This is a genomic window from Acetobacter thailandicus (genome assembly GCF_011516655.1).
GTDB lineage: Bacteria > Pseudomonadota > Alphaproteobacteria > Acetobacterales > Acetobacteraceae > Acetobacter > Acetobacter thailandicus.
In genome coordinates, this window is the sequence record NZ_WOSV01000001.1 from 135,364 (window position 1) to 155,592 (window position 20,229).

Here is a 20,229-nt window from a genome sequence, read left to right on the forward strand (position 1 = left end):
TCTGCCCGAAAAGCCCCCGCCGGACCTTCCAGAAACCTGTCATGAAATCATCATGAAGGAGGGCGTTAGGTATATAAGTCAGACCTATTACACCAGCACAGGGTCTGGCGCCACCTTGGATGACAGGATAAAAGAAACAAACCAGCATTTCGGGCTTAACAGCCCTGTTCTTACTTCATACCCCTGCGGGAGCCCCTTTGATGACTGCTCATACGCTTGTAACCGGCGCAACCGGTTTTGTTGGCTCAGCCGTAGCCCGCGCTCTGGTTAAACATGGCCACTCGCTCAGGCTGATGGTGCGCAAAGGAAGCGACCGTCAGAACATTGCCGATATTCCGGCTGAACTGACAGAGGGCGACCTCTCCCGCCCGGAGAGTTTTGATCAGGCCGTCAAAGGCTGCCGCTACGTATTTCATGTTGCCGCTGATTACCGTCTGTGGGTGCCAGACCCAACACCGATGATGACCGCCAACGTTGAGGGCACACGCAAACTGATGCTGGCTGCAAAAGCAGCTGGTGCAGAGCGCATTGTCTACTGTTCCTCCGTCGCTGCTCTGGGGCTGATTGGCGATGGCACGATCAGCAATGAAAATACACCGGTGCATGAGCATAGTGTTATTGGCATTTATAAACGCTCCAAATACAGAGCTGAGCAGGAAGTGCTGCGCCTGGTACGCGACGAAAACCTGCCTGCCGTGATTGTTAACCCCTCAACACCAGTGGGACCGCGAGACATTAAGCCAACACCTACCGGGCAGATGATTCTCGACTGCGCTGCCGGGCGAATGCCCGCTTATGTTGATAGTGGTGTCAATATTGTGCACGTCGATGACGTGGCCGAAGGTCACGCTCTGGCGCTCGAGCGTGGTGTTATAGGCGAAAAATATATTCTTGGCGGAGAGAACTACCTGCTGCGTGACCTGTTCGCCATGGTTGCAGAGATTGCTCACGTCGCAAAACCAAAAGTCCGCCTTTCCCCCGAGGTGATATGGCCCGTTGCTATTGCTTCAGAATGGCTATCCCGCAGCTTTGGCATTACCCCACGGGTCACCCGTGAAATGCTGGCAATGTCACGAAAAAAGATGTTTTTCTCCTCTGACAAAGCCATCGCAGAACTGGGCTATGCTCCCCGCCCCGCACGAGAAGCCGTTGAAGATGCCGTTAGCTGGTTTCGCTCACATGATATGCTGAAATAATATTTCAAATATCAGTAAAGACTTAAAAAAATATGGTAAAATCAGGCGGTTTTTTATGCCTGTTTTTACCATAAAAAATAATTAAAATTAATTTACAATAATCTATATAATCTATAAACGATCCAAAGATATTTTTATAAAAATCAAAATGGAAATTTGTTATGAAATTTTCTGCATATATTATAGCCGCCTCATTACTTCTCGGGTCTGTTACTTCGGCTTACGCAAACGCATATGACAGCATCTCTGTCTATGCCATCGAAAAATCTCACGGATCAATCGCTACCGGGTCAAACACAGCCTATGTGAAGACCTATAATATCACCATATCTAATTTATCAGATACAGAAGCTGATTTATCCAAGATCTGCTTAAAAGCATACTCTGCCGAAAACAAAGAACTCAGACTTGATACAGTAGATGCCAACCTGGTTACTGGTTTCCTGAAAAAGGGACAACCAGCAACAGGTACGGCTATCTTTGCCTCACACGATGACATCATCTCAAAACCCGTTATCGTCAAACTCTCTGACAACTGTAATTTTGTCAGAATCTCCCGCTAACAGACTTATTAAAATTACTCAGGGTGCTGACAACAGGGAATGGTCAGCCGCATCCCGCTCTGTCTGACACTGTGCAGCATCCACCGGAGGCTGAGTGTGCGCCATAGCGCGCAGCTCATCCTGAGCAGCTTTAAGATCCTCCTGCAGCGAAGGTTCCCGCAGCAGAACACTCATTTGCGATGCTGCATTCAGGTAACCAGCCTCTACGTCTGACTTCCAGTGGACGCCGCAAACAATCCGGCTTTCACCAAAAACACGACCCCGCTGCAAAACAGGACCAGCCTTCTCAGGCAAAAGACTGGCCAGCACCAAGGCCATGCCATATCCCGCTGTTGTGTGACCAGAAGGGAACGAAGAATAAAGCCCTAAGTCAGCGACTGTTGTGCATGTTGGCTGGTCAGTACCAACAAACGGACGACGACGGTGCCAGAGGTGCTTAACCTGAGATGTTCTCTCTTTAATCGCCGGGGCAACCTTATCAAAAAACGACTTCAGATGCGGAGCTTGTTTAAGATCAAGTTTATACCCAACAGCGCATGAAAAATCTTCCAGCAGGGTCGCTTTATCAAGGAGTGCATCATGCTGAGCAAGCATCCAGCGTGAGCTGCCCCGCAGGTCACGGGTTGCTTTAAATACCTGATCATCATCAGCCTGACCTGCACTACCCGGAACAGGCGGCGGTGGCAAAACCTCACGCGCGTCAGGCAAAGACGCAGCCGGAATAACCGAACCAGCGTGCCCTGAAGAACAGGCCGACAAAGCAGCTGTAAAACTCACTACAAAACACAGAAGACCTGCGCTCTTTTTCATTTTCATCTTCTGTATCCATTACACCATCTGAGAAGGCTACGTTTCACACATCGTCTTGAAAATTTCTATCCTTTCACAAAATATTAACCATTACTCTCCATTAAGAACTCAGACTCTCTTTTATAAGAACCTCAGTCAGAGACCTGAGTGCTGAACTGAGTTCAGAAAAATTTTCAATTTTTTCATACGTTGCCTCTTTCATATATAGGCTGCGACGCATTTCGATCTGCAATGCATGAAAGCCGTTCTGCGGTCTGCCATAATGCTGCGTGATATAACCGCCAGCATAAGGCTTATTACGTGACACTCTAAACCCGGCCTGGCGCAGTTCATGTTCAGCACAGTCAGTAAAACGGGCCGCACAGCTCCGGCCATGACAGTCACCCAGAACAAAATCGGGTGAACCCGCATCAGGCGCATCAGGCATGGAGTGGAGATCGAGCAGAAGCACTATTCCAAAGCGTGTATGGGCCTGCCCCAGTAACTGATATAAAGCGTGATGATAAGGGAGCCAGCATGTCTGTATTCTTCGTGCGGCCTCCTCAAAAGGGATTGCCTTACGATAAATATTACAGTTACCTGCGGCGATACGCGGTACAGACCCCAGGCCAGAAAAAGCCCGTTCAGACGGTTTTACAAAGGCCGGCACCGGCCCGTCAAACATACGAGGATCCATATCCCAGGCTGCGCGGTTTGCATCGCAAAACACACGGGGAAACAGGGCATGAAGTAAGGTCGGCCCACACGCCTGAGCTTCAGCCGCCAGCTCTTCAACGTAGCTATCTTCACCGCGGCGCAAAACAGATAAAGGCTGACGACTGTTACTGACAAACGCCTCAGAATAACACCGCCCGGAATGAGGAGAAGCCAGCACAACCGGCACGACAGTCTTACCCACAACGCCATATGGTGCGCTGGCTTCACTATGAAATTGTTCACTGTGAGCAGGAAAAAAGGATTTCAGACCTTTACGCACAAAAAAATGGGTAAAATTTTTCATTCCTCTATCATTGTAGGGTTGCACACAGAACACAAGCAGGATAAAAGCCCCACAGGACAGGAATGGTGGGCGCATAGCTCAGCGGTAGAGCACTACCTTGACATGGTAGGGGTCGTAGGTTCAATCCCTGCTGCGCCCACCATTCCTGTCGCAGAAAACTGCGGTTTTTAAGACATTCCCCAAAAATTTATATATCATTTAATGCCATCTGATACCGCTTAATATCATTTGGAACTGTGCCAGATCCGTGCCAGATCCGTTCTGCTATAAACCCCACCAGACTCGTATGTCCTCTTTATATTCAGCAGGCATTTTTTTGGCATAGTGAGCAACGATGGACATTGTAGCCCATCCCCCCTCTTCTTTTAGAGCCAGAATGTCTTTGTGCAGACAATAATGCCATGATGCCCATGTGTGCCTCAGATCGTGCGGAGTTATATCCGGCACAAAAAATGACTGCTCTCTACTTTTCCCCTTCGGAGTCCATACACGCATATGGCCAGAGAATCCGGCATTGCGACATGCGACAGACCATGCCGCCTTAATCTGGCCGCCGCTCTGCCGTTTGTTATCCGCGAATCCAGCCGTCACCCTATCAACTCTGTGCTTTGGCCTAAAAACCGGGCCATCACGATCTTTTAATGACAGCAAAGAATTTATAACTCTCGGCACAAGCTCAACGTACCGTTCATTCCCCTGTTTTTGCCAGACGACTGCCCTCCTCCCTCGTATGTCAACATCTCGCCAGTCCAGTTCAACCGCCTCAGACAGCCGGCATCCTGTGCATAGAAGAAATATAAGCAATGGCCTGATGTGGGGTGCGGCCGCCTGAACCAGTCGTGTTGCGTCGTCAGGATTTAAAAAAAATGATCGCGACTTCGGAATTGATGGGCCTTTAAATGCAGGCTTGTCACACCACTGACGGATTGCTGCAAACGTCAGAACAGACTGTATCGGTGTCAAAACTCCTCTGACTTTTGTAGCTGGTGAGGAATCGCGACCCTTTTGCAAAATCCTGGCATAAGAGTTGTCGATTACCTCCTGCGTAATATCAGCCAGCTTCATTCTGCCAAAATGAGGGAGAAGTCTTGCAAGATAAGCTTTTGTTGCTTCTGACCGATCTTCAGCTTCGACATACGCCTGAACAGCACTGGAAAATGTTATGACAGCTCGTGCGCCGTAAATTCCTGCCGTCCAGAGCTCCGCCTCGCGTTTTGCCCGGTATGCTTCGGCTTGCTTTTTGTCAGTAGTGCCTGTGCTCTCAAATATGCTTTTTCCGCAGACGGTTCCACGGACGTAAAGGTATTCGCGGCCGGCGCGACTGACAATTTTGAGGGACATTCTAAACTTTTCAACAGTCTTTCAATATCATCACCAGAGAAAACAATTTTTTTACCCCATCGTCTATGAGTGGGGCCTCCTGCAAAAACAGGCGTCTCCTGCAGGTGTTTTCTCAGTCTTGTTTCACCTATTTTGCCACTCAATCTAGGCAAAAGATCCTTCATCATGAGAAGGTTAGATAACTCATCACCCATGCCGCCCCTCCTTTTTCAGCAATTCCGCGGCAATAGCAGCATACCTCTCGTTAAAAATAGCGCATGATAAACGAGGGCATGCAGGATCAGGCCAGTTGTTTGTGGTCATACGGCGGCTCCTGAAGACTTCAGATGAAAAAACAAACGAGCGCATGCCCGAACATCAACAAGAGCGTCATGTGCTCCCTCAAGCTTTTCTCCGAAAAAGTGCTCTATACACTCCTCAAGTTTTGGCGCTTTTGGCTTATTAATACCGGCTCTGACCATCCGGGGCGTTGGCGGCAAATCAACAATCGGAGCTGATATCTCCATCGTGTCACAGGCAGGTTTATCAAATACCCAGCCACGCTTCAGACGGCTGAACATAATTCGTATAATTTGCCGATCAAACTTCTCATTATGAGCAACGACAAGATCTGCTTTATGAAGAAGGTCATAAAAGGCTGTTGCAACAACTGCCTCTCTGATTCCTATTTTCTTTGCTGTTTCTGTGGTGATGCCATGCACAGCTGCTGCGCCAGCAGGGATAGTCCAGTCGTCAGGATGAACAACCAGATTAATACATGACTGCTCAACGCCTTATCATCTGTAAGAATTGCCGCAAGCTGAACGCAACGTGGCTGCTTAGGATCATCCAGACTACAATATTTGTCCGGAAGGCCGGTGGTTTCTGTATCATAAAAAAGAATCATGCTACCACCTCTTCAATCTGTTCTTCTGCTACCTGCTCTGAAAACTCTGAGCGTTTATCGCCAATCATATCAAACACGGTTGACTGAACCTCAGGCGCAATCGGTCGTCCTGCTTCCTCTGCTCTCTGAATTACCATCTCCCACTTCGACCACAAACCATCCACATCATTCGCATGAATGCACTTAGTTAGACGTTCCGCAAAAATCTTTATGTGATCTATATTTGCTGCAATAGTCTTACTCTCCGTCTGAGATGGGGTTATATCAATGGTCGGCCCCAGGATTTTACCGTCCATTTCATCATTAGTATTTGTACCACCCGTCTGCTCAGGAAACGCCATGCGCAATGCCTGAGCTTCAGCGCACTTTGCCAGCTGGCCGTAAGCACGTTTTTTCCACATGGTATTGGGTGCATCAGTATCTTTTTTTGCTGTTGCGTAGTTCTCAATCCAGTACTCCTTGGCTGTAAACTCACATTCGCGCCCATGCACCAGGCGGCGCACCGTCATTCGGCACCATTCAGGGAAACGAACCCGAACACCTCCAAGCTCGATATTTTGCAGGGGGCCAAACTCAGGCTCACTTTTGCCGATATATTGACCAGTACGTGATGCTTCAATTCGATAAAGAGAGATGCCGGGCATAACCACATCCCGCATACGGCCAATACTCTTGTCCCATATAGGAACAATATGAACCGGCTTTTTCATCACATCCAGAGAAGCTGCACGACAGTATCCGATAACCATGCGGATGCTGTTATCCTCAGCCCCCGGATATAAACTGTCCCTTAAGACGTTTATTAACTCGTTTTCCTGCTCTGGGTTAAGTGGCACTAAATTAGTCATATCACACATCCTTCCTAGCACTCACACGGAGAACCGGAGCACCACCATTCGATAAGCTAACGCCAGGTAAAGAACCTTTACGGGCCAGCTTGTTTAATTCGGTTCTGTTGAGCTTGTCTGGCTGGGGTTCCCACAACTCAGGATGCAGGATCTTGAGCGCAGACTCATCCGTTATCATCGCGGTCTGAGGAGATCTGGCTAAACTACCGACCCACACATCGGACTGCATAGCAACAACACCATCCTCCTGCATTTGCCCGCCAAGTTTTTCACGCAGTATTTCAGCTGCACGTTTAGTGTGCTTTGTAAGGCTCTCAAGAGTTCCGATCAGATCCAGCGTATCATTGTCTGTTCGCGCATTTTCTGAACGAATAGAAAGCATCGTTTTATTTATTGCCGACAAATCAGCTTTGAGGTGGTCGGCGTAAACCTGATTGACAGCAGTTAACATAGGATCAGACACAGCTCACGCCCCCAACGTAATCACGCACTTCCCTGCGCAGTTCAGGATTTTTCCTAAACAGGTCACGAACCTCCTGACGAAGGTTATACAGCTCGTTAAAATTGCGTTGCACACTTCTGAGATTTAGCGTGCTGAAATCTGCCATTGAGCAAAATGAGTCTAACAGGTTGTCAGTGTTTCGCTGAAAATCCTGTAGCTCACCTTCGAGTAGCAGCTGCGTACATTTAATCAGGCGCTGCATACGCTCAACGCATTCAATTGCCTGCTTGCGGCTCATGACAACACCCCGCGTCCGATATCAAAAAATACTGAAATTATCGACAACAATGCGGCAATCAGATCACCTGTTACGGCCTCTCCCGTCTCTGTGAACATCATCCACAGGGTTATGCAGAGCATAAATGCAATACCGAACAATGCCTGCACCAGTTCATTGTCAGCGGCGCGACAGAACGCATTGACAACATAGCCAGCTATCCAGCCAGCTATTGCGCGAAAATTATGCGAGTTCACAGGCGTTCTCCCGTGCGAGTTCATGGATTTTCTCAACATCATCGCGCTCTATTTCCTGAGCGAGTGCTTCCAGATCAGGAGCGACTGCGAGAACAGCCAGATCCCCGTTACACTCCAGCTTGCGCGTCAGGCCTGCTATCGTCTGAGAGGCCTCTCGCAAAATGCTGACGATCATTGCAATCGTAGCGTTATCTCGTGTCGGCGATACATTGTGCCGGATAGGTGCATAGATCGGGCTGCCCGGTACTGATCGTATATTGTCAGGGTAGTTCATGGCCCATCTCCTTTCGGTTGATGGGCTCAACGTAAGTTTTTCTTACTTACGCGTCAAGCAAAAAAGAAAGTATTTCTTACTGTTTGTGATTTACGTTCTTACACACCAAAAGGTATATGGAGCCTAAATATTTATTTTCAGTGTGTTTTGCCACGGTATAAACTTACCCGCCCCACAAAGCGGACATACGCAACACAATAAAATGCAAAAATTTTAATAAACAACAATAGTTATCAACAGGAAAAATCTGCAACTCAAGCTAACCGTGCAACCACTTATGAAAATATTCTACAGATTAACGATAAATATTGAAGTGCTAATGCTTATAGATGCGCATTAAATCACTACCTTATTAGCTAATAAGCCATACCTAAGGTAATAAGCATATTCCTATTTATTGCATCTATTTCAACCACGTTCGTAATAGATGCTAAGAGCGATAGGTTTTCAGGGCCAATATCTTTTGCTATGGCAGGATCATAAATCGCCCAACGAGAAACATTAATATCTTCTCTTCTGCTCACGTCAAAATTTGCAGAGACAATAGAGTTAACTTTGCGTGGGCGAACTTCATCGATCAAAAGTGGTGTCTTGTTCTTATACACAGCTTCAATGTCGAAAGTGTGCATCTTCTTACTCGCCCCCAAAAAATCAGCATTTTTTTTAGTGGAAATTCCCGGGAACCAATCATCCAATCGATCTATGAACTCCTTTGCTATGTCGCGATAGACACGAGGCTCTGCATAGTTGGCAAGTGATAAAGCAAGCTCAGAACTTGCATTCGAGACGAGTGCGACAAAGGATGGTATCTCAGATACGGATATTTCTGGACTAAGGAGTATCCCATCACGTGACGTAAGCCCATATCTTTTGGCGACTGCACTTGCCAGTCTCGCACCAGAATAAGGTCTCTTTCCTTCGGACACAATCCTATCCAATGCATTACCATCATCAGTAACTAATATTCTATCACCCTTAGGGCCAATGATTATTCGCACAGAAACAGAAGAAAAATCATAATATAAACAATCAGTTACAACTGATATAATATCGCCACGGACAAGAAGCTCTCTGTCTGCATTTATTTCTTTTTTTACCTTCTCTATAATAGCCTGTCTTGTGGAGGAAGACCGAATTTCTCCATGTGTTCCGGGAGAGCTACCCAGCATTCTGTGATAAACCATAAAACAGCCTCCTCCCAATTTTCTATAGAATTAGGTAAATTATTTGCTAACGGTAAATGTGCTTTTTGTGCACCGTCTATCAAGCGTAATCGATTATCCTGCCATAAGTGCACATGTGGACAGCCAACCCGACGAGGAAATCCTGGAGGAAGCTCACCCTTATTGATGTGCCACATGTCCTCATGGCCAATTTCTAACCTGGCAGCCTGAAAGCCAGATTGAGTCGAATAATGCACTTTAGCCCTTTTGTCACCCTGACCGGGGTAAGCAGTGAGTATAATCTGGTCCGTAAGCCCTATACCTTCTAGGCTCAAAGCACATATTTTTTGCCACTCACCGGACGAAACAGGAACTGGCGTCCACCCACCAATTACCCCAATTTCTTTCTGAGAACCCATCCTACGATCTAGGTCTGAAAATTGAGACTTAGTAAGCTTCATATCAGAGTAATATCTCTTCCGTTAAGTTAAAATATCAAAGCCGGAATTAAAGTCCGGCAACATCACTTCCAGGCCCATTTCCCGATTACTCGCCCATTAATACTAATCTCATCGAGAGTCAGTTCATAAGTGGAATACGCAGGATTTATACTCATAATCCTTACGCGACGTGGCTCTTCCATCCCAGGTAACAACTCCAGCCGCTTAAGAACCAAACCGTAGCCATCCCAAAGAACATAAACCCCAGGAGGAGATGGCACACGATGAGAAGTGTCCATTAGCACCCGATCGCCCGCTTGATACTCAGGCTCCATGCTATCTCCCGCCACTCGAATGATGGCGAGTTTATCCGGGACGTCTGAAAAGGCAGAAATATAAGCACGAGGTATCTGCCAATGCTCTGCTGGCCTCAAACCTTCACCAGGCGAACAAAGCTGCGGCACCGCGCCTGGTCCCGCTGAAGTTACCACATCATATTCGGGTATAGTTATGTAAGAAGGAGCGTGGACTATTTTAGTAATCTCTCGTCGACTGCCTTTTTCTGAATGCAGTTCCTCCCAAGAGGTACCTAAAAAAATAGCAAGATCCTTTAGACGCTTCCCAGTAGGATGTGTCTTGCCTGAAATCCATTGACTAACCGCCTGCGATGAAATGCCTAAGGCGTTCCCTATGTCGGTTGGTCCTACACCAGCGGACGCCATAGCATCCTGAAGATTCTCTTTGAAAGACATTCTTTCTTTTACCCTCCTTTCGCATATTTACATAAGTAAGAAATACTTGCTCTATTAGAAAGAATAACTTACGGTGCGGGTATGACCAGAAACCCTACTAGCACCAGGCCACCATGTGTGCAGGCCGCAATCAATAAAGCGGGCAGCGTGTCAGCGCTCGCGAGTATTGTTGAAGTGACACCCGCTGCTATTCGTCAGTGGCGCGCCATTCCTGTTCATCATGTAAGAAAAATCAGCGAAGTTCTTCAAGTTCCGCTATGCGACCTTATACCCACGGCACGCTCCGTAAAGAATAAGTATCAGGCACAAGCTGGGAAAAAACATTCCGTATCCTCATCCACTCCGTATGTGGAGCCTGTGTGATGACCACTCAAATAATGCCGTTCCATATTGAGAAGAAGCATGACGGCGAATTGCGCATTAGTGAAACTGAACTGGCGCGACGTCTTGGTTACGCGCGTGACCGAGATTTTCGTAGAATTGTGAAAGCATATCGCCGCCGCATTGATAGGCTCGGTTCCGCGCTGCTGCTGCGCGAAACCTCTGGCAAGGCAGGCGGAAGGCCTAAAACTGTTGAATGGTTCACTCAAGAACAAGCTGTATTTCTTGCGAGCAGGTCCGACACAACAGCCGCAGATGACGTAATGGAAGGTATTTCTGTCCAGTTCGTCGAAATGCGCAAGCGTTTGACCAATACGGCTCCAGCACTAACAAAAGAGCTACTGGCAATGAACATACTCTCTCCTGAAGTCAGAGTATGGGAAAAGAAATTCGAACCGCCATTTTTTGAAAAGCTCCACCGTGTTCTCGGTGTACACAGATCGACACGCAACAATCATCCACTCTGTGGGAAATTCATCAATAAATATGTGTATGAGTTCCTGTTTGGTAATCTTGGTCTTGAAGTAATACGCGACGCCAACCCATCGAATACTGAATACCACCGTGCATTCAAACATCACCAGATGCTGAAGCCAGAGCATGATGAGCCCTTCAGAACTCATATAAAAATGCTGACCGCTCTGTTGTCTGTTGCACAAAGCCCGAAGCACTTCAATGACATATTCAATACGGCATTCCCTAAGAAACAAACCCAAATCGGCATGATGTTCAACGAAATATCGCAACGGGTTTCTTCTCCAGCTCTGGAGTATGTAAAATGACAATCACCCTGGAGAAGACTTCTGCCCGGCGTCCTCGATCCTGGACGCGCGATGAGGATATCGCGCTGGCGTGGGCCGTATACCGCAACCAATCTACGGCTGACGTGTTGCGCGAAATTGGCCGGAGTTCAACACGATGATCGTCACCCGCCAGAAAACAATCCCATGCGGGTTTAAGCCTGCGTTTTCTAAACCAGACTATGCCCGCGAATGGACAGCGTTCGGCAATCAGAAGCGCAATCCTGATCATCTGATAAATCAAGCCACTCTCGACCCTGATATTCTCGTGGTTCGTCAGGACGGCATGCAGACGATCTATCTGAGGCCATGAGGTCACGAAATGCTGTCCACACCCAGCAACTGCGCTACCTGCACCAGTAATTTTCTACGTTCGTCAAGCGTAGCAAACGGGTGCAGGAACGACCACAACTCGGCGGTATCAACCAGAGAATGTGCCAGAAATGGCGTGCCGATTAATGTGTTCGGATCAGCGCAGTCGTATGAGTGTGGATCAGTATCACACAAGGTTTGTCTCCGTATTCGTTCTCACAAAACAGAATATGGAGGAAATAATGAGAAATATTTTGGAAAATCGTTCCAAAATTTTGGAAAACTGTCCAATGACGATGACTAACTCAGTCACGCATGACGCCCAGATGATGGCCCGGACAATCGTTAAGACGTTTGGCCCTGGCCTTGGCGTCAAAGCGACCATTCACCGCCTTGCTCGCGTCCTGAATATCTCAGAGCGGCAGGCGAAAAGCATTTACTATGGCGAGCCGATAACAATTACGGCGCAAATTTTTATGAAGATGCTCGCCATTTATCAGGAAACACTGGGCCGACTGCAAAAGAAAGCGGAAGAAGAAGCCGCTATCTATCGCGCCTTAAATAATGAATGGGACGAAAATGGGGAAACTCATTTTGCAATGGCGGATTGTCATCACTCGAAAGCGCGCAAAGAGAGCACTGTGCCGAGCGCTCTACTACAGAGAGATTGCTGAATGGCTGAATGCCCGGGCCAACGCTCTACAGGAAAAAGCAACTCGTCTCTCGAAGGAAGGCTGCGAATGAAAAATATGCTGGATACAACCGATATTTACGCACTTCTTAACCGCAAGGTTAATGAAATGAAGACAGCTAAAAATTTTGCTCTGGCTCATGGGCTGACAGAGGGCTTTCTTTCAGCTGTGCGTAACGGTTCCAAACCCATCCCAAAACAAGACAGCCCGTTAACCCGTGCCCTGGGCATTGAATGGGTAAAACCAACTGATGGTTACTGGCGTTTCCGGGAGAATGTATAATGAGTGACATTGGCCACAACAGCGAAGCCACGACCGGCGGGATTGCAGCTGACAGGCTGCGTAGCATCATAGAAAGAATTGAGAGGCTGGAAGAAGAGCGCAAAGCTCTGGCAAGCGATATTAAGGATATTTTCACGGAGGCAAAATCAGCCGGATTTGATGTAAAGGTTATTCGACAGATCATCCGCCTACGCAAGCAGGAACCGGCAGAGGTGGAAGAGCAGGAAACGCTGCTCGACATATATAAACGCGCTTTAGGGATGTAATGATATGGCCCGTATACGTAGCATTCACCCTGGTATTTATACAGATGAGTCCTTCGCCACCCTCTCTATGGCTGCACGCATTCTCATTATAGGCATTTGGAATCATGCTGATGATGGAGGTGGCTTTGAGTGGAAGCCTCTCTCTTTAAAAATGAAAATTTTCCCGGCCGACAATATTGATGTGTCTGAATTACTCCATGAACTTGAAGCTGGCGACGTTATAAAAAAATACGAAGTTGACGGAAAAAATTACGGAGCAGTTCGGAACTTCGGTAAGTGGCAGAGGCCTAAAAAGCCTTCCAGGTTCTGCCCTATGCCGGAACCAGTTCGGAATTATACATGCACAAATGATGATAAAAACGAAACCAGTTCCGAATTGGATGCATCTGAGGCCACCAATAATGGAAACCAGTTCCGTACCAGTTCCGAACCAGTACGGAAATTCAATTTCAGAAGGGAGGAAGGGAGGAAGGTAATAGTTATACATCCTCACTACGTTCGGATGGCGCGGCGACGCCGCCCCGAGACGAACAGGTTCGTGCGACCTGGGGCAAGATCGAAATTATACCGGGAACCTGACCAATGAGCACCGCTGTAAAAATTCAAAACGCTAACTCCGCTCCGGTTGCAGCAATGGCGGCCCCGTCCGCCAGCCTCGATGCAATGCTGTGGGCCATGCGCTCAGGCATCCCGACGATTGCCCGCGACCTCACCAGCGAGCGTGTGCAGGAAGCCCGCGCTATCGTTGCCGCCGGATGTGGACCGGCAGACCCCCGCGTTGTGCTCTCATGGCTGACAAACCTCGCAGCAATGATCGTCAATGCGCCGGTTTTCGAGAATGCGCCGGAGAAGGTCAGTGCCATCCTGGAGGTCTGCGAGGATCTGCCCGCCGGTGTCTGGACGCGCGAAACCCGCCTTGCCTGGGTACGTCAGGGCGAACGGGGTAAGTTCTGGCCAGCTCCCGCCGAGCTGTATGCGCATCTCAGGCCGTATGCCGACCGCATCACGCGCCAGTTCGAAGGCTGTCAGCGAATTGTGAGGACGGCAGAGCAGCAGACACGCACTAAGAGCCGTCAGGTTTAGCGGAAAGCACGATGAAACGTGCGGGACTATACTTCACACATAAAAGCATGAAAAACGCATGTGCGATGAAATATGAGGGAGGCCAGACATAGCCAAGGGCTTTGAAATCCTGCCTCGCTGCTGGGTGGTCGAACGAACATTCGCCTGGCTCGGTCGCTGCAGGCGGCTCGCCAAAGACTGGGGAAAATCCATAGCCTCGTCAACAGCGTGGACTTTGATCGCCTCAATCCGCATGCTGACACGCAGAACCGCAACGCATTGTCAGTGCTGAAAAATTTCGGATCAGGCTCTTAAGCCGAATAATAATATAAAAGACTTGCGTTTTTGATACACAGGTCCTGAAATAGGCATTCTGAGGATAGTCCGCTGGAGATTCTTCTCATTTCCACATAACCGCTTTTGCATCAACATGGACGAACCAGACGATGACAGGATAACGTGTTCATTGCGCGGCGCTTGGCGGGTGTCCTTGGAATAATACACGCATATCTAAGACCAAGTCATATGGCCACCGCAGCACCGTAAAAAGAGTAGTGCAACAGCAAACATTATCTAAGTCCAGAAGCTCTCCGAATACAAGGAAAGAAACTCTATGATATTCAGAGTGCAGTTATCTTCTTACCTTAAGAAACTATCATGGGTATTTTTTGGACATCTTTCATCGACGGTCAGAAAAGAACGGAACTGCGCAATGTTACCTAAGGCCGATTTATTTCCGGATCCTAATCTACCTATCATCGAAACCCTTAATGATCATGCAGACAGCGACACTCCTCGTGACTATTCTTTGCTTGTAGATGGTCCATGGGGCACTGGTAAAACGTATTTAATCAAGAAATTTATAGAAGGACGAGGAGCAAAAGAGGAAGATCGACCTCTATATATATCTCTTTACGGCATAAAGGACGTAGAAGAGCTTGATTCTGAAATATTAACAAGTTTATATCCGCGCCTAAATGGAAAAGGTGCCCGTCTAGCAAGTTTTGTTGGGAAAACTCTTCTGAAAAATGTTCGTATTGATCTTGATGATTTTAAGAAAGGGCTGACGGCAGGCGGCGGTGGTATCGAAATTGGTGGGTTTAAATTACTAGAAACTAGCCCGAAAGGGCGTATCATTATTTTTGATGATCTTGAGCGTTGCGCAATTCCACCAGGTGTTCTTTTGGGGCATATCCATCAGCTGATTGACGATGGTAAGAACCGGGTTATTCTGGTGGCAAATGAGACTGAAATCGCTCAAGATGACAGTGCGGCTCTCAGTGAATACAAGAAAGCAAAAGAAAAGACCGTTGGTTTTTCATTGACATTGCAAAGCGACTTCAATGGAGCGTTTTCTGCCTTTGTTTCGGAAATGTCTGATCCGACATACAGATTGTTTTTAGATGATGCAAAATTAAGGATTGCAGAACTTCCGGTTCATACCTCGGAGATTAACCTTCGCGTTTTGAAGCGTGCAATTACAGCATTCGAGATATTGTTCTCCTATATAGATGAAAATTTAAAGAAAAAAAAATATTGGTTAGGAATTCAAGATATATTTCTAAATGTCTATATGGCATTTATTTTAACGAGAGAAGATCACGTGTCGATTGAAGTTTTAAATAACGAGGCTCTTCAAAAGGAGCGGCGCTATACCTATTTTTCTTCGCGACGCCATGAATCTACAATAGCCACCCCGCTTAGTGATGCGATGAGGCAGGTGCGCGAAAGGTATACATTTGACTTCCTGAAAGCGTCCGCTATCTCGTTCCCAGTTTTGCATGACCTCGTATGTCATAATCACGTTAATCCGGAAGCCCTGAATGCTGATCTTTCCAAGCATTCCTCTTTCAATCCACCAATATCGTGGCCTGCATGGCGGAAACTGTATACATACTGGGACTTGGCACCAGATGAATTTGTAAGTGCCCTGAATTCTTTCAAGGAGGATTTTATCAAACGCGTTTATGTAAGCATCGATGATATTCTTCACTCATTTAGCGTCTATCTGCAAATGAAAGAAAGTATGCCAGAGAAGTTTCCTTTAGATGATAAAATGTCGCAATTTACCTCCTATGTGGATGATGTGATAAGAAGCAAGTCGGAGTTATTGGACTGCTCAATTGACTCTAACGGCGATAATGAAAATCGTTCATCGTCAATACTTGGCTACCAAAGTGAAGGACACGGACAATTTTCAGATGAATTCGCACAGGCGAAGGAGATGTTGATCCATAAAATTCGTGAAGGGAAAGTCTCACGAATTGCAAAAAATGCTGAAGATTTTTTTGATAAGACCAAAGATAACCCTGACCTATTTGATGAGTTGCTTGTCAGTAACGCGTCTCGTAAGGCACCCTACGCCAGGATTCCGATTTTGGCCGAAATTGATTATAAGCTCTTTTCTCGTCACCTAGTCGACTTGGATCCTGTTACACGAAAGCGTTTTCTTGCTACATTATTCAATCGACATGATCTTACTCGCAATCTCAACGATGAACAAATACGGAAAGAAAAATCTTGGTTAGATCGTGTAAGAACGGAAATGATAGATTTATTTGGAAAAGAATCAATACAAATTTTAAAAGACTCCTATATCGATACTGTTAAGAAATATATTAATCCATGTATTCCAGAAATGAATGAGTGACGCGCAGTGGTTTCCTTAAGAGTCTATCGATTTTCAATAAACCTCTACGAAGAGGACATGACTGAAGATACTGCCTGACCACTACTGCTGACGCCAGCAAAATCATTCGTGCCTAAAAAGACAGCGATGCAGGTATGGTGACATACCTGTGGTCTCTTCAGAGACAGTCACGCTTGAGCAGGTAAACCTGCTCATAATAAAGGCTCTTTCAGGAGATTAATACGTCTCGGCAGATAGTTGCTCTAATCAGTGCACCAAGACTTTAAAATTACGAACCTGGTGCACCAACTAGTAGCTCTTCAACTCTCCCGGGTCAGGCTTGAATAGCAGATTGTTCAGGTAATCTATTTTCTAAAATATATGGACCTCCTGCATGGATATCTATTGCCATCAAAGCAATACTACCCATCGGGCGCTGGCCCAGCTTTAGAAGAGCATTACCCTTTGTCCAGCGCACTGTCTCGCCTTCTATATTATTCCACCCTGATAGTTCAGGATCCTGCAAGTGATCTGTCAGCGTAATAGTTGTATCTCCTTCACAGAGCATCACGCTACCTACAAGAACACCAAGTTTCCTGCGATCATCGACAAACGGACCAATAACATCACAGGGGCGACTGGCATGAGAAACAAGTCGAACACTCTCAATACCAGCAGGTATCATAAACATTACCCGGCCATCGCTCTCACGGATCTGACGTATCGTTGCGCCAGTTTCCGTAACAAGATAGAGGTTATGGTCATGCACTAAAGGCTGAACGATGGTCTGTACATCACGCCCCTTTTGTTCAGCACGACTTTTAATCTGACAGAAAATTAGTTCAACATCATCGCGTGAGACAGTCAAAGGAGCTGCCGCGTCATTCCAGCTCAAAGTGCGAGATCGTGAAAATGAAACGACATTTCCTGTCTGTGTAAATGTATGACGGTTACCGGTATCGAGGTAGCTTTCTGTAAGCATACCATCTGCCATAATGACTGAGTGCTCTTCAGTTTCGATGTGATAATACTTATAAGCATTAATGGAGGTATCATAAAAAATAGAACTACCATTTACGAGCATTCTTGCCGGAACAAATTTGCCATCAAAAAATAAACAATGTTCAGCTGTAATCAGAAGGTCTTTGAATGGCACTCCATCTGCAATAGAATCCTTAAGGATGCGAATAGGGTAGCCCGCCTGATCCAAAGGAAGATGTGGGCGTATTACACAATGTCCCTCTCCTGCCCACGTCACATGACGATTTTTTTCAACACCATCAACATAAGCAATCACTTGATCACCAACTGACAACTCCTCAACCGGAACCAGTCCTGATGGTGTAGTAATCAAGCTGCCAGCCAGAAAACATGCTTCTGATGATTCAAATGTTGCTGTCTTATAAACAGTAAGAGCTTCATTGACGACTGTTGGGTTTGATATATAGCCACCGCTACCAACTAATACGTAACTTGTATTATCCCCACCAGCGAATTTACTACCATTTAGCGTTCCAGACGTGTAGCCACCGCTATATGACTCTGTAAAAACATCATCTGTTGATGATCCGCCAGAATATATAGTAGTAACCTCAGATTCATACGAGTTGCTTAAAGATGACCCGCCGGAATATATATTCAAATAACCATTTGCTGTATATGATGATTCTATAGTTCCACCAGATGATACGTATATAGTACCATTTGCAGCTCCAAATGTAGCTACAGATACCAGGCCAGATACAACAGCTCCGCTACTTATTGTCAGGCTTGCATTCCATAAATTAACCGGACCAGAAACAACTTTCGTACCACTAACGTATACAGTTTGCCCTGCATTATTAAGCTTTGCTACCCAGGTTCCTCCTGATATTACATTGTTGTTATTTGTGATATCAGGTGGCGTTGTTTTGCTAACAGCATTATTATAAACTGCGCTAGAAGCAAGAGTAAATTGTTGATTTGAAATGGATGGATATGATATATAACCACCGTTCAAAACATTTACATAACTTGTATTATCCCCACCAGCGAATTTACTACCATTTAGCGTTCCAGATGTGTAACCACCGTCATATGACTCTGTAAAAACATCATCTGTTGATGATCCACCAGAATATACAGTAGTAACCTCAGATTCATACGAGTTGCTTAAAGATGACCCTCCAGAATAAATATTTAAAGGTCCATTAGCAACATACGATGATTCTATAGTTCCTCCCGACAATACAGTGAGAGTACCATTCCCAAGCCCAAATGTAGCTACAGATACCAGGCCAGATACAACAGCTCCACTACTTATTGTCAGGCTTGCATTCCATAAATTAACCGGACCAGAAACAACTTTCGTACCACTAACGTATACAGTTTGCCCTGCATTATTAAGCTTTGCTACCCAGGTTCCTCCTGATATTACATTGTTGTTATTTGTGATATCAGGTGGTGTTGTTTTACTTTCGCTCATTTACAACCCCATAAAAAGTTAGATACTTTGTAACTGATTTTAATTTCATAATAATTGGTTAATTTTTTCAATAAAAATATTATTAATTTTAAATAAATGTGTCATTCACTGTAATGTGACCTGCAAGAATGACACTATAAAATCACATGTATGTGTCTGATCGTCACTCTATGCACACCTTTAAATTTTGTAATGAATATTTAAAGTGGTGCATTACATTAAACATAAATTTCCTGCACAATATATGTTTCCATTTTGAAGATAGATCGCTTTCCTTTTGACTGTATAAAAACTCTGGTACTCGCCGGCAGTTTGTACTATGACGAATCATGAGCAATACAAACGAGTTATGGCCGGGTTGCTGCACGGAAAACTACCGTGAGCATCTGACGAAGCCCAGAGACTGGAACGCGGCGTGTTTGATCACGCAGATGCGTTCGGGCCTTACTCTTGAGCAAATGACTGACGCACAACGCAAAATATGGGAGCGTTTACATGGCGATCACGAAAGCCCGCAAACGCAGGCCGATTGTCTACACACCTCAGTTTCAGGATAACGGCCCTACAGACGAACGCCGCCAGCATGATACGATTACAAACTCATCACCCCCGCGCGTACGCCAGACTATTCAGAGCCTGCTAAATAATGGTGATATCAGCCAGGATGCCGCCAATGCATCAGAACGCTGGCACCGCGACTATGTATTTGGTTATCACGGCTACGCTGAATATCCTGAGAACTATATCCCTGAATGTAACGGACGCCATGATGAAGTATCGTGGGCGTGTGTAAGAGCAAACGCATGCGGGCGTATTATCGATATCCGTCGCGCTCTTGGCATGTGCAGTCATATACGGCTTGAAATGCTTATCGTTAAAAACATGAGCTTTCGTGAAATGGGGGCTGAGCTATTCCCTAGTATCAACAAGGTAAAAGCCGGACAAAAAACATCTACACAGTGCTGCCTCCTCCTGGAACAGCTCCATAATTTTTATGCCAACCAGAAAAAAGAAATTGACAGGTAATTACCCAAAGGGTACAAAAACACCATAATTCGATAACTACGTCTAATAGCCGCCATGTGCGGCTTT

At 46.2% G+C, this 20,229-nt stretch carries 25 protein-coding genes, 1 tRNA gene and 1 pseudogene; 13 read left to right on the top strand and 14 right to left on the bottom strand.

Annotated elements, in window-relative coordinates; translation table 11 throughout:
- Positions 1-200: 200 nt before the first annotated feature.
- On the top strand, positions 201-1,196 hold the full coding sequence (gene hpnA / locus GOB58_RS00585) for a hopanoid-associated sugar epimerase (RefSeq protein WP_173559031.1): 996 nt from the start codon (positions 201-203) through the stop codon (positions 1,194-1,196).
- A 161-nt stretch (positions 1,197-1,357) separates the two neighbouring features.
- The gene (locus GOB58_RS00590) at positions 1,358-1,759 is read left to right on the top strand and encodes a DUF4354 family protein (RefSeq protein ID WP_086555213.1); all 402 of its coding nucleotides are present in this window, start codon (positions 1,358-1,360) and stop codon (positions 1,757-1,759) included.
- Between the two features lie 18 nt (positions 1,760-1,777).
- Here GOB58_RS00590 and GOB58_RS00595 read toward each other — a convergent pair whose 3' ends face one another.
- Both GOB58_RS00595 and GOB58_RS00600 read right to left on the bottom strand, forming a co-directional pair.
- Positions 1,778-2,575 (bottom strand): acid phosphatase, encoded by a 798-nt coding sequence (locus tag GOB58_RS00595; RefSeq protein WP_242005174.1) that lies wholly within the window; start codon positions 2,573-2,575, stop codon positions 1,778-1,780.
- 94 nt (positions 2,576-2,669) lie between these two features.
- Entirely contained in the window at positions 2,670-3,569 is a 900-nt protein-coding gene (locus GOB58_RS00600) for an N-formylglutamate amidohydrolase (RefSeq protein ID WP_173559032.1), read from the bottom strand.
- 67 nt (positions 3,570-3,636) lie between these two features.
- On the opposite strand from GOB58_RS00600, the gene GOB58_RS00605 reads away from it, so the two are divergent.
- Positions 3,637-3,711, top strand: a tRNA-Val gene (locus GOB58_RS00605).
- Between the two features lie 122 nt (positions 3,712-3,833).
- Here GOB58_RS00605 and GOB58_RS00610 read toward each other — a convergent pair.
- The 10 genes from GOB58_RS00610 to GOB58_RS00650 form a co-directional block, all read right to left on the bottom strand.
- Positions 3,834-4,634 carry a tyrosine-type recombinase/integrase gene (locus tag GOB58_RS00610; RefSeq protein WP_242005199.1) on the bottom strand — a complete coding sequence of 267 codons (801 nt, stop codon included), beginning with the start codon at positions 4,632-4,634 and terminating at the stop codon, positions 3,834-3,836.
- 95 nt (positions 4,635-4,729) lie between these two features.
- Positions 4,730-5,104, bottom strand: a complete 375-nt coding sequence (locus tag GOB58_RS13015) for a hypothetical protein (protein ID WP_242005209.1) — start codon at positions 5,102-5,104, stop codon at positions 4,730-4,732.
- 105 nt (positions 5,105-5,209) lie between these two features.
- On the bottom strand, positions 5,210-5,611 hold the full coding sequence (locus GOB58_RS00615) for a 3'-5' exonuclease (protein WP_265792613.1): 402 nt from the start codon (positions 5,609-5,611) through the stop codon (positions 5,210-5,212).
- A gap of 181 nt (positions 5,612-5,792) precedes the next feature.
- Positions 5,793-6,644, bottom strand: a complete 852-nt coding sequence (bet, locus tag GOB58_RS00620; protein WP_173559034.1) for a phage recombination protein Bet — start codon at positions 6,642-6,644, stop codon at positions 5,793-5,795.
- A 1-nt stretch (position 6,645) separates the two neighbouring features.
- Complete coding sequence (locus tag GOB58_RS00625; protein ID WP_173559035.1) at positions 6,646-7,107, bottom strand: hypothetical protein; 462 nt, start codon at positions 7,105-7,107, stop codon at positions 6,646-6,648.
- A complete protein-coding gene (locus GOB58_RS00630) occupies positions 7,100-7,384 on the bottom strand; it encodes a hypothetical protein (RefSeq protein WP_173559036.1) in 285 nt (94 codons plus the stop codon). Before GOB58_RS00630 ends, GOB58_RS00625 begins: the two co-directional genes overlap by 8 nt.
- Positions 7,381-7,620, bottom strand: coding sequence for a hypothetical protein (locus tag GOB58_RS00635; protein WP_173559037.1), 240 nt, complete (start codon positions 7,618-7,620; stop codon positions 7,381-7,383). Before GOB58_RS00635 ends, GOB58_RS00630 begins: the two co-directional genes overlap by 4 nt.
- The gene (locus tag GOB58_RS00640) at positions 7,607-7,894 is read right to left on the bottom strand and encodes a hypothetical protein (RefSeq protein ID WP_173559038.1); all 288 of its coding nucleotides are present in this window, start codon (positions 7,892-7,894) and stop codon (positions 7,607-7,609) included. Before GOB58_RS00640 ends, GOB58_RS00635 begins: the two co-directional genes overlap by 14 nt.
- A 356-nt stretch (positions 7,895-8,250) precedes the next feature.
- On the bottom strand, positions 8,251-9,078 hold the full coding sequence (locus GOB58_RS00645; RefSeq protein ID WP_173559039.1) for a hypothetical protein: 828 nt from the start codon (positions 9,076-9,078) through the stop codon (positions 8,251-8,253).
- Between the two features lie 502 nt (positions 9,079-9,580).
- Positions 9,581-10,249: a LexA family transcriptional regulator gene (locus GOB58_RS00650; RefSeq protein WP_194299584.1), complete on the bottom strand. Its 669-nt coding sequence runs from the start codon at positions 10,247-10,249 to the stop codon at positions 9,581-9,583.
- A 362-nt stretch (positions 10,250-10,611) separates the two neighbouring features.
- Here GOB58_RS00650 and GOB58_RS13020 point away from each other — a divergent pair, with 362 nt between their 5' ends.
- Positions 10,612-11,412 carry a P63C domain-containing protein gene (locus GOB58_RS13020; protein ID WP_242005201.1) on the top strand — a complete coding sequence of 267 codons (801 nt, stop codon included), beginning with the start codon at positions 10,612-10,614 and terminating at the stop codon, positions 11,410-11,412.
- Positions 11,413-11,548: 136 nt separating this feature from the next.
- Entirely contained in the window at positions 11,549-11,743 is a 195-nt protein-coding gene (locus GOB58_RS00665) for a hypothetical protein (protein ID WP_173559041.1), read from the top strand.
- A gap of 2 nt (positions 11,744-11,745) precedes the next feature.
- Here the strand turns inward: GOB58_RS00665 and GOB58_RS00670 are convergent, their stop codons facing one another.
- Positions 11,746-11,937, bottom strand: coding sequence for a hypothetical protein (locus GOB58_RS00670; protein WP_173559042.1), 192 nt, complete (start codon positions 11,935-11,937; stop codon positions 11,746-11,748).
- 47 nt (positions 11,938-11,984) lie between these two features.
- Here GOB58_RS00670 and GOB58_RS00675 point away from each other — a divergent pair, with 47 nt between their 5' ends.
- The 7 genes and pseudogenes from GOB58_RS00675 to GOB58_RS00705 all read left to right on the top strand — a co-directional run bounded on the left by GOB58_RS00675 (position 11,985) and on the right by GOB58_RS00705 (position 16,694).
- Positions 11,985-12,416: a hypothetical protein gene (locus tag GOB58_RS00675; RefSeq protein WP_173559043.1), complete on the top strand. Its 432-nt coding sequence runs from the start codon at positions 11,985-11,987 to the stop codon at positions 12,414-12,416.
- A gap of 66 nt (positions 12,417-12,482) precedes the next feature.
- Entirely contained in the window at positions 12,483-12,716 is a 234-nt protein-coding gene (locus GOB58_RS00680) for a hypothetical protein (protein WP_173559044.1), read from the top strand.
- Positions 12,716-12,982 carry a DUF2312 domain-containing protein gene (locus GOB58_RS00685; protein ID WP_173559045.1) on the top strand — a complete coding sequence of 89 codons (267 nt, stop codon included), beginning with the start codon at positions 12,716-12,718 and terminating at the stop codon, positions 12,980-12,982. Before GOB58_RS00680 ends, GOB58_RS00685 begins: the two co-directional genes overlap by 1 nt.
- Positions 12,983-12,986: 4 nt before the next feature.
- A complete protein-coding gene (locus tag GOB58_RS00690) occupies positions 12,987-13,568 on the top strand; it encodes a hypothetical protein (protein WP_173559046.1) in 582 nt (193 codons plus the stop codon).
- Positions 13,565-14,065, top strand: coding sequence for a hypothetical protein (locus GOB58_RS00695; protein WP_173559047.1), 501 nt, complete (start codon positions 13,565-13,567; stop codon positions 14,063-14,065). Before GOB58_RS00690 ends, GOB58_RS00695 begins: the two co-directional genes overlap by 4 nt.
- A gap of 79 nt (positions 14,066-14,144) precedes the next feature.
- Positions 14,145-14,336: pseudogene (locus GOB58_RS00700) on the top strand (transposase); the annotation flags it as partial.
- 420 nt (positions 14,337-14,756) lie between these two features.
- Positions 14,757-16,694 carry a P-loop NTPase fold protein gene (locus GOB58_RS00705; RefSeq protein WP_173559048.1) on the top strand — a complete coding sequence of 646 codons (1,938 nt, stop codon included), beginning with the start codon at positions 14,757-14,759 and terminating at the stop codon, positions 16,692-16,694.
- A 313-nt stretch (positions 16,695-17,007) separates the two neighbouring features.
- On the opposite strand, the gene GOB58_RS00710 is transcribed toward GOB58_RS00705, so the two are convergent.
- Positions 17,008-19,137 (bottom strand): Hint domain-containing protein, encoded by a 2,130-nt coding sequence (locus GOB58_RS00710; RefSeq protein ID WP_173559049.1) that lies wholly within the window; start codon positions 19,135-19,137, stop codon positions 17,008-17,010.
- A gap of 495 nt (positions 19,138-19,632) precedes the next feature.
- Here GOB58_RS00710 and GOB58_RS00715 point away from each other — a divergent pair, with 495 nt between their 5' ends.
- Positions 19,633-20,163, top strand: a complete 531-nt coding sequence (locus GOB58_RS00715; RefSeq protein ID WP_173559050.1) for a hypothetical protein — start codon at positions 19,633-19,635, stop codon at positions 20,161-20,163.
- The last annotated feature ends 66 nt before the right edge of the window (positions 20,164-20,229 follow it).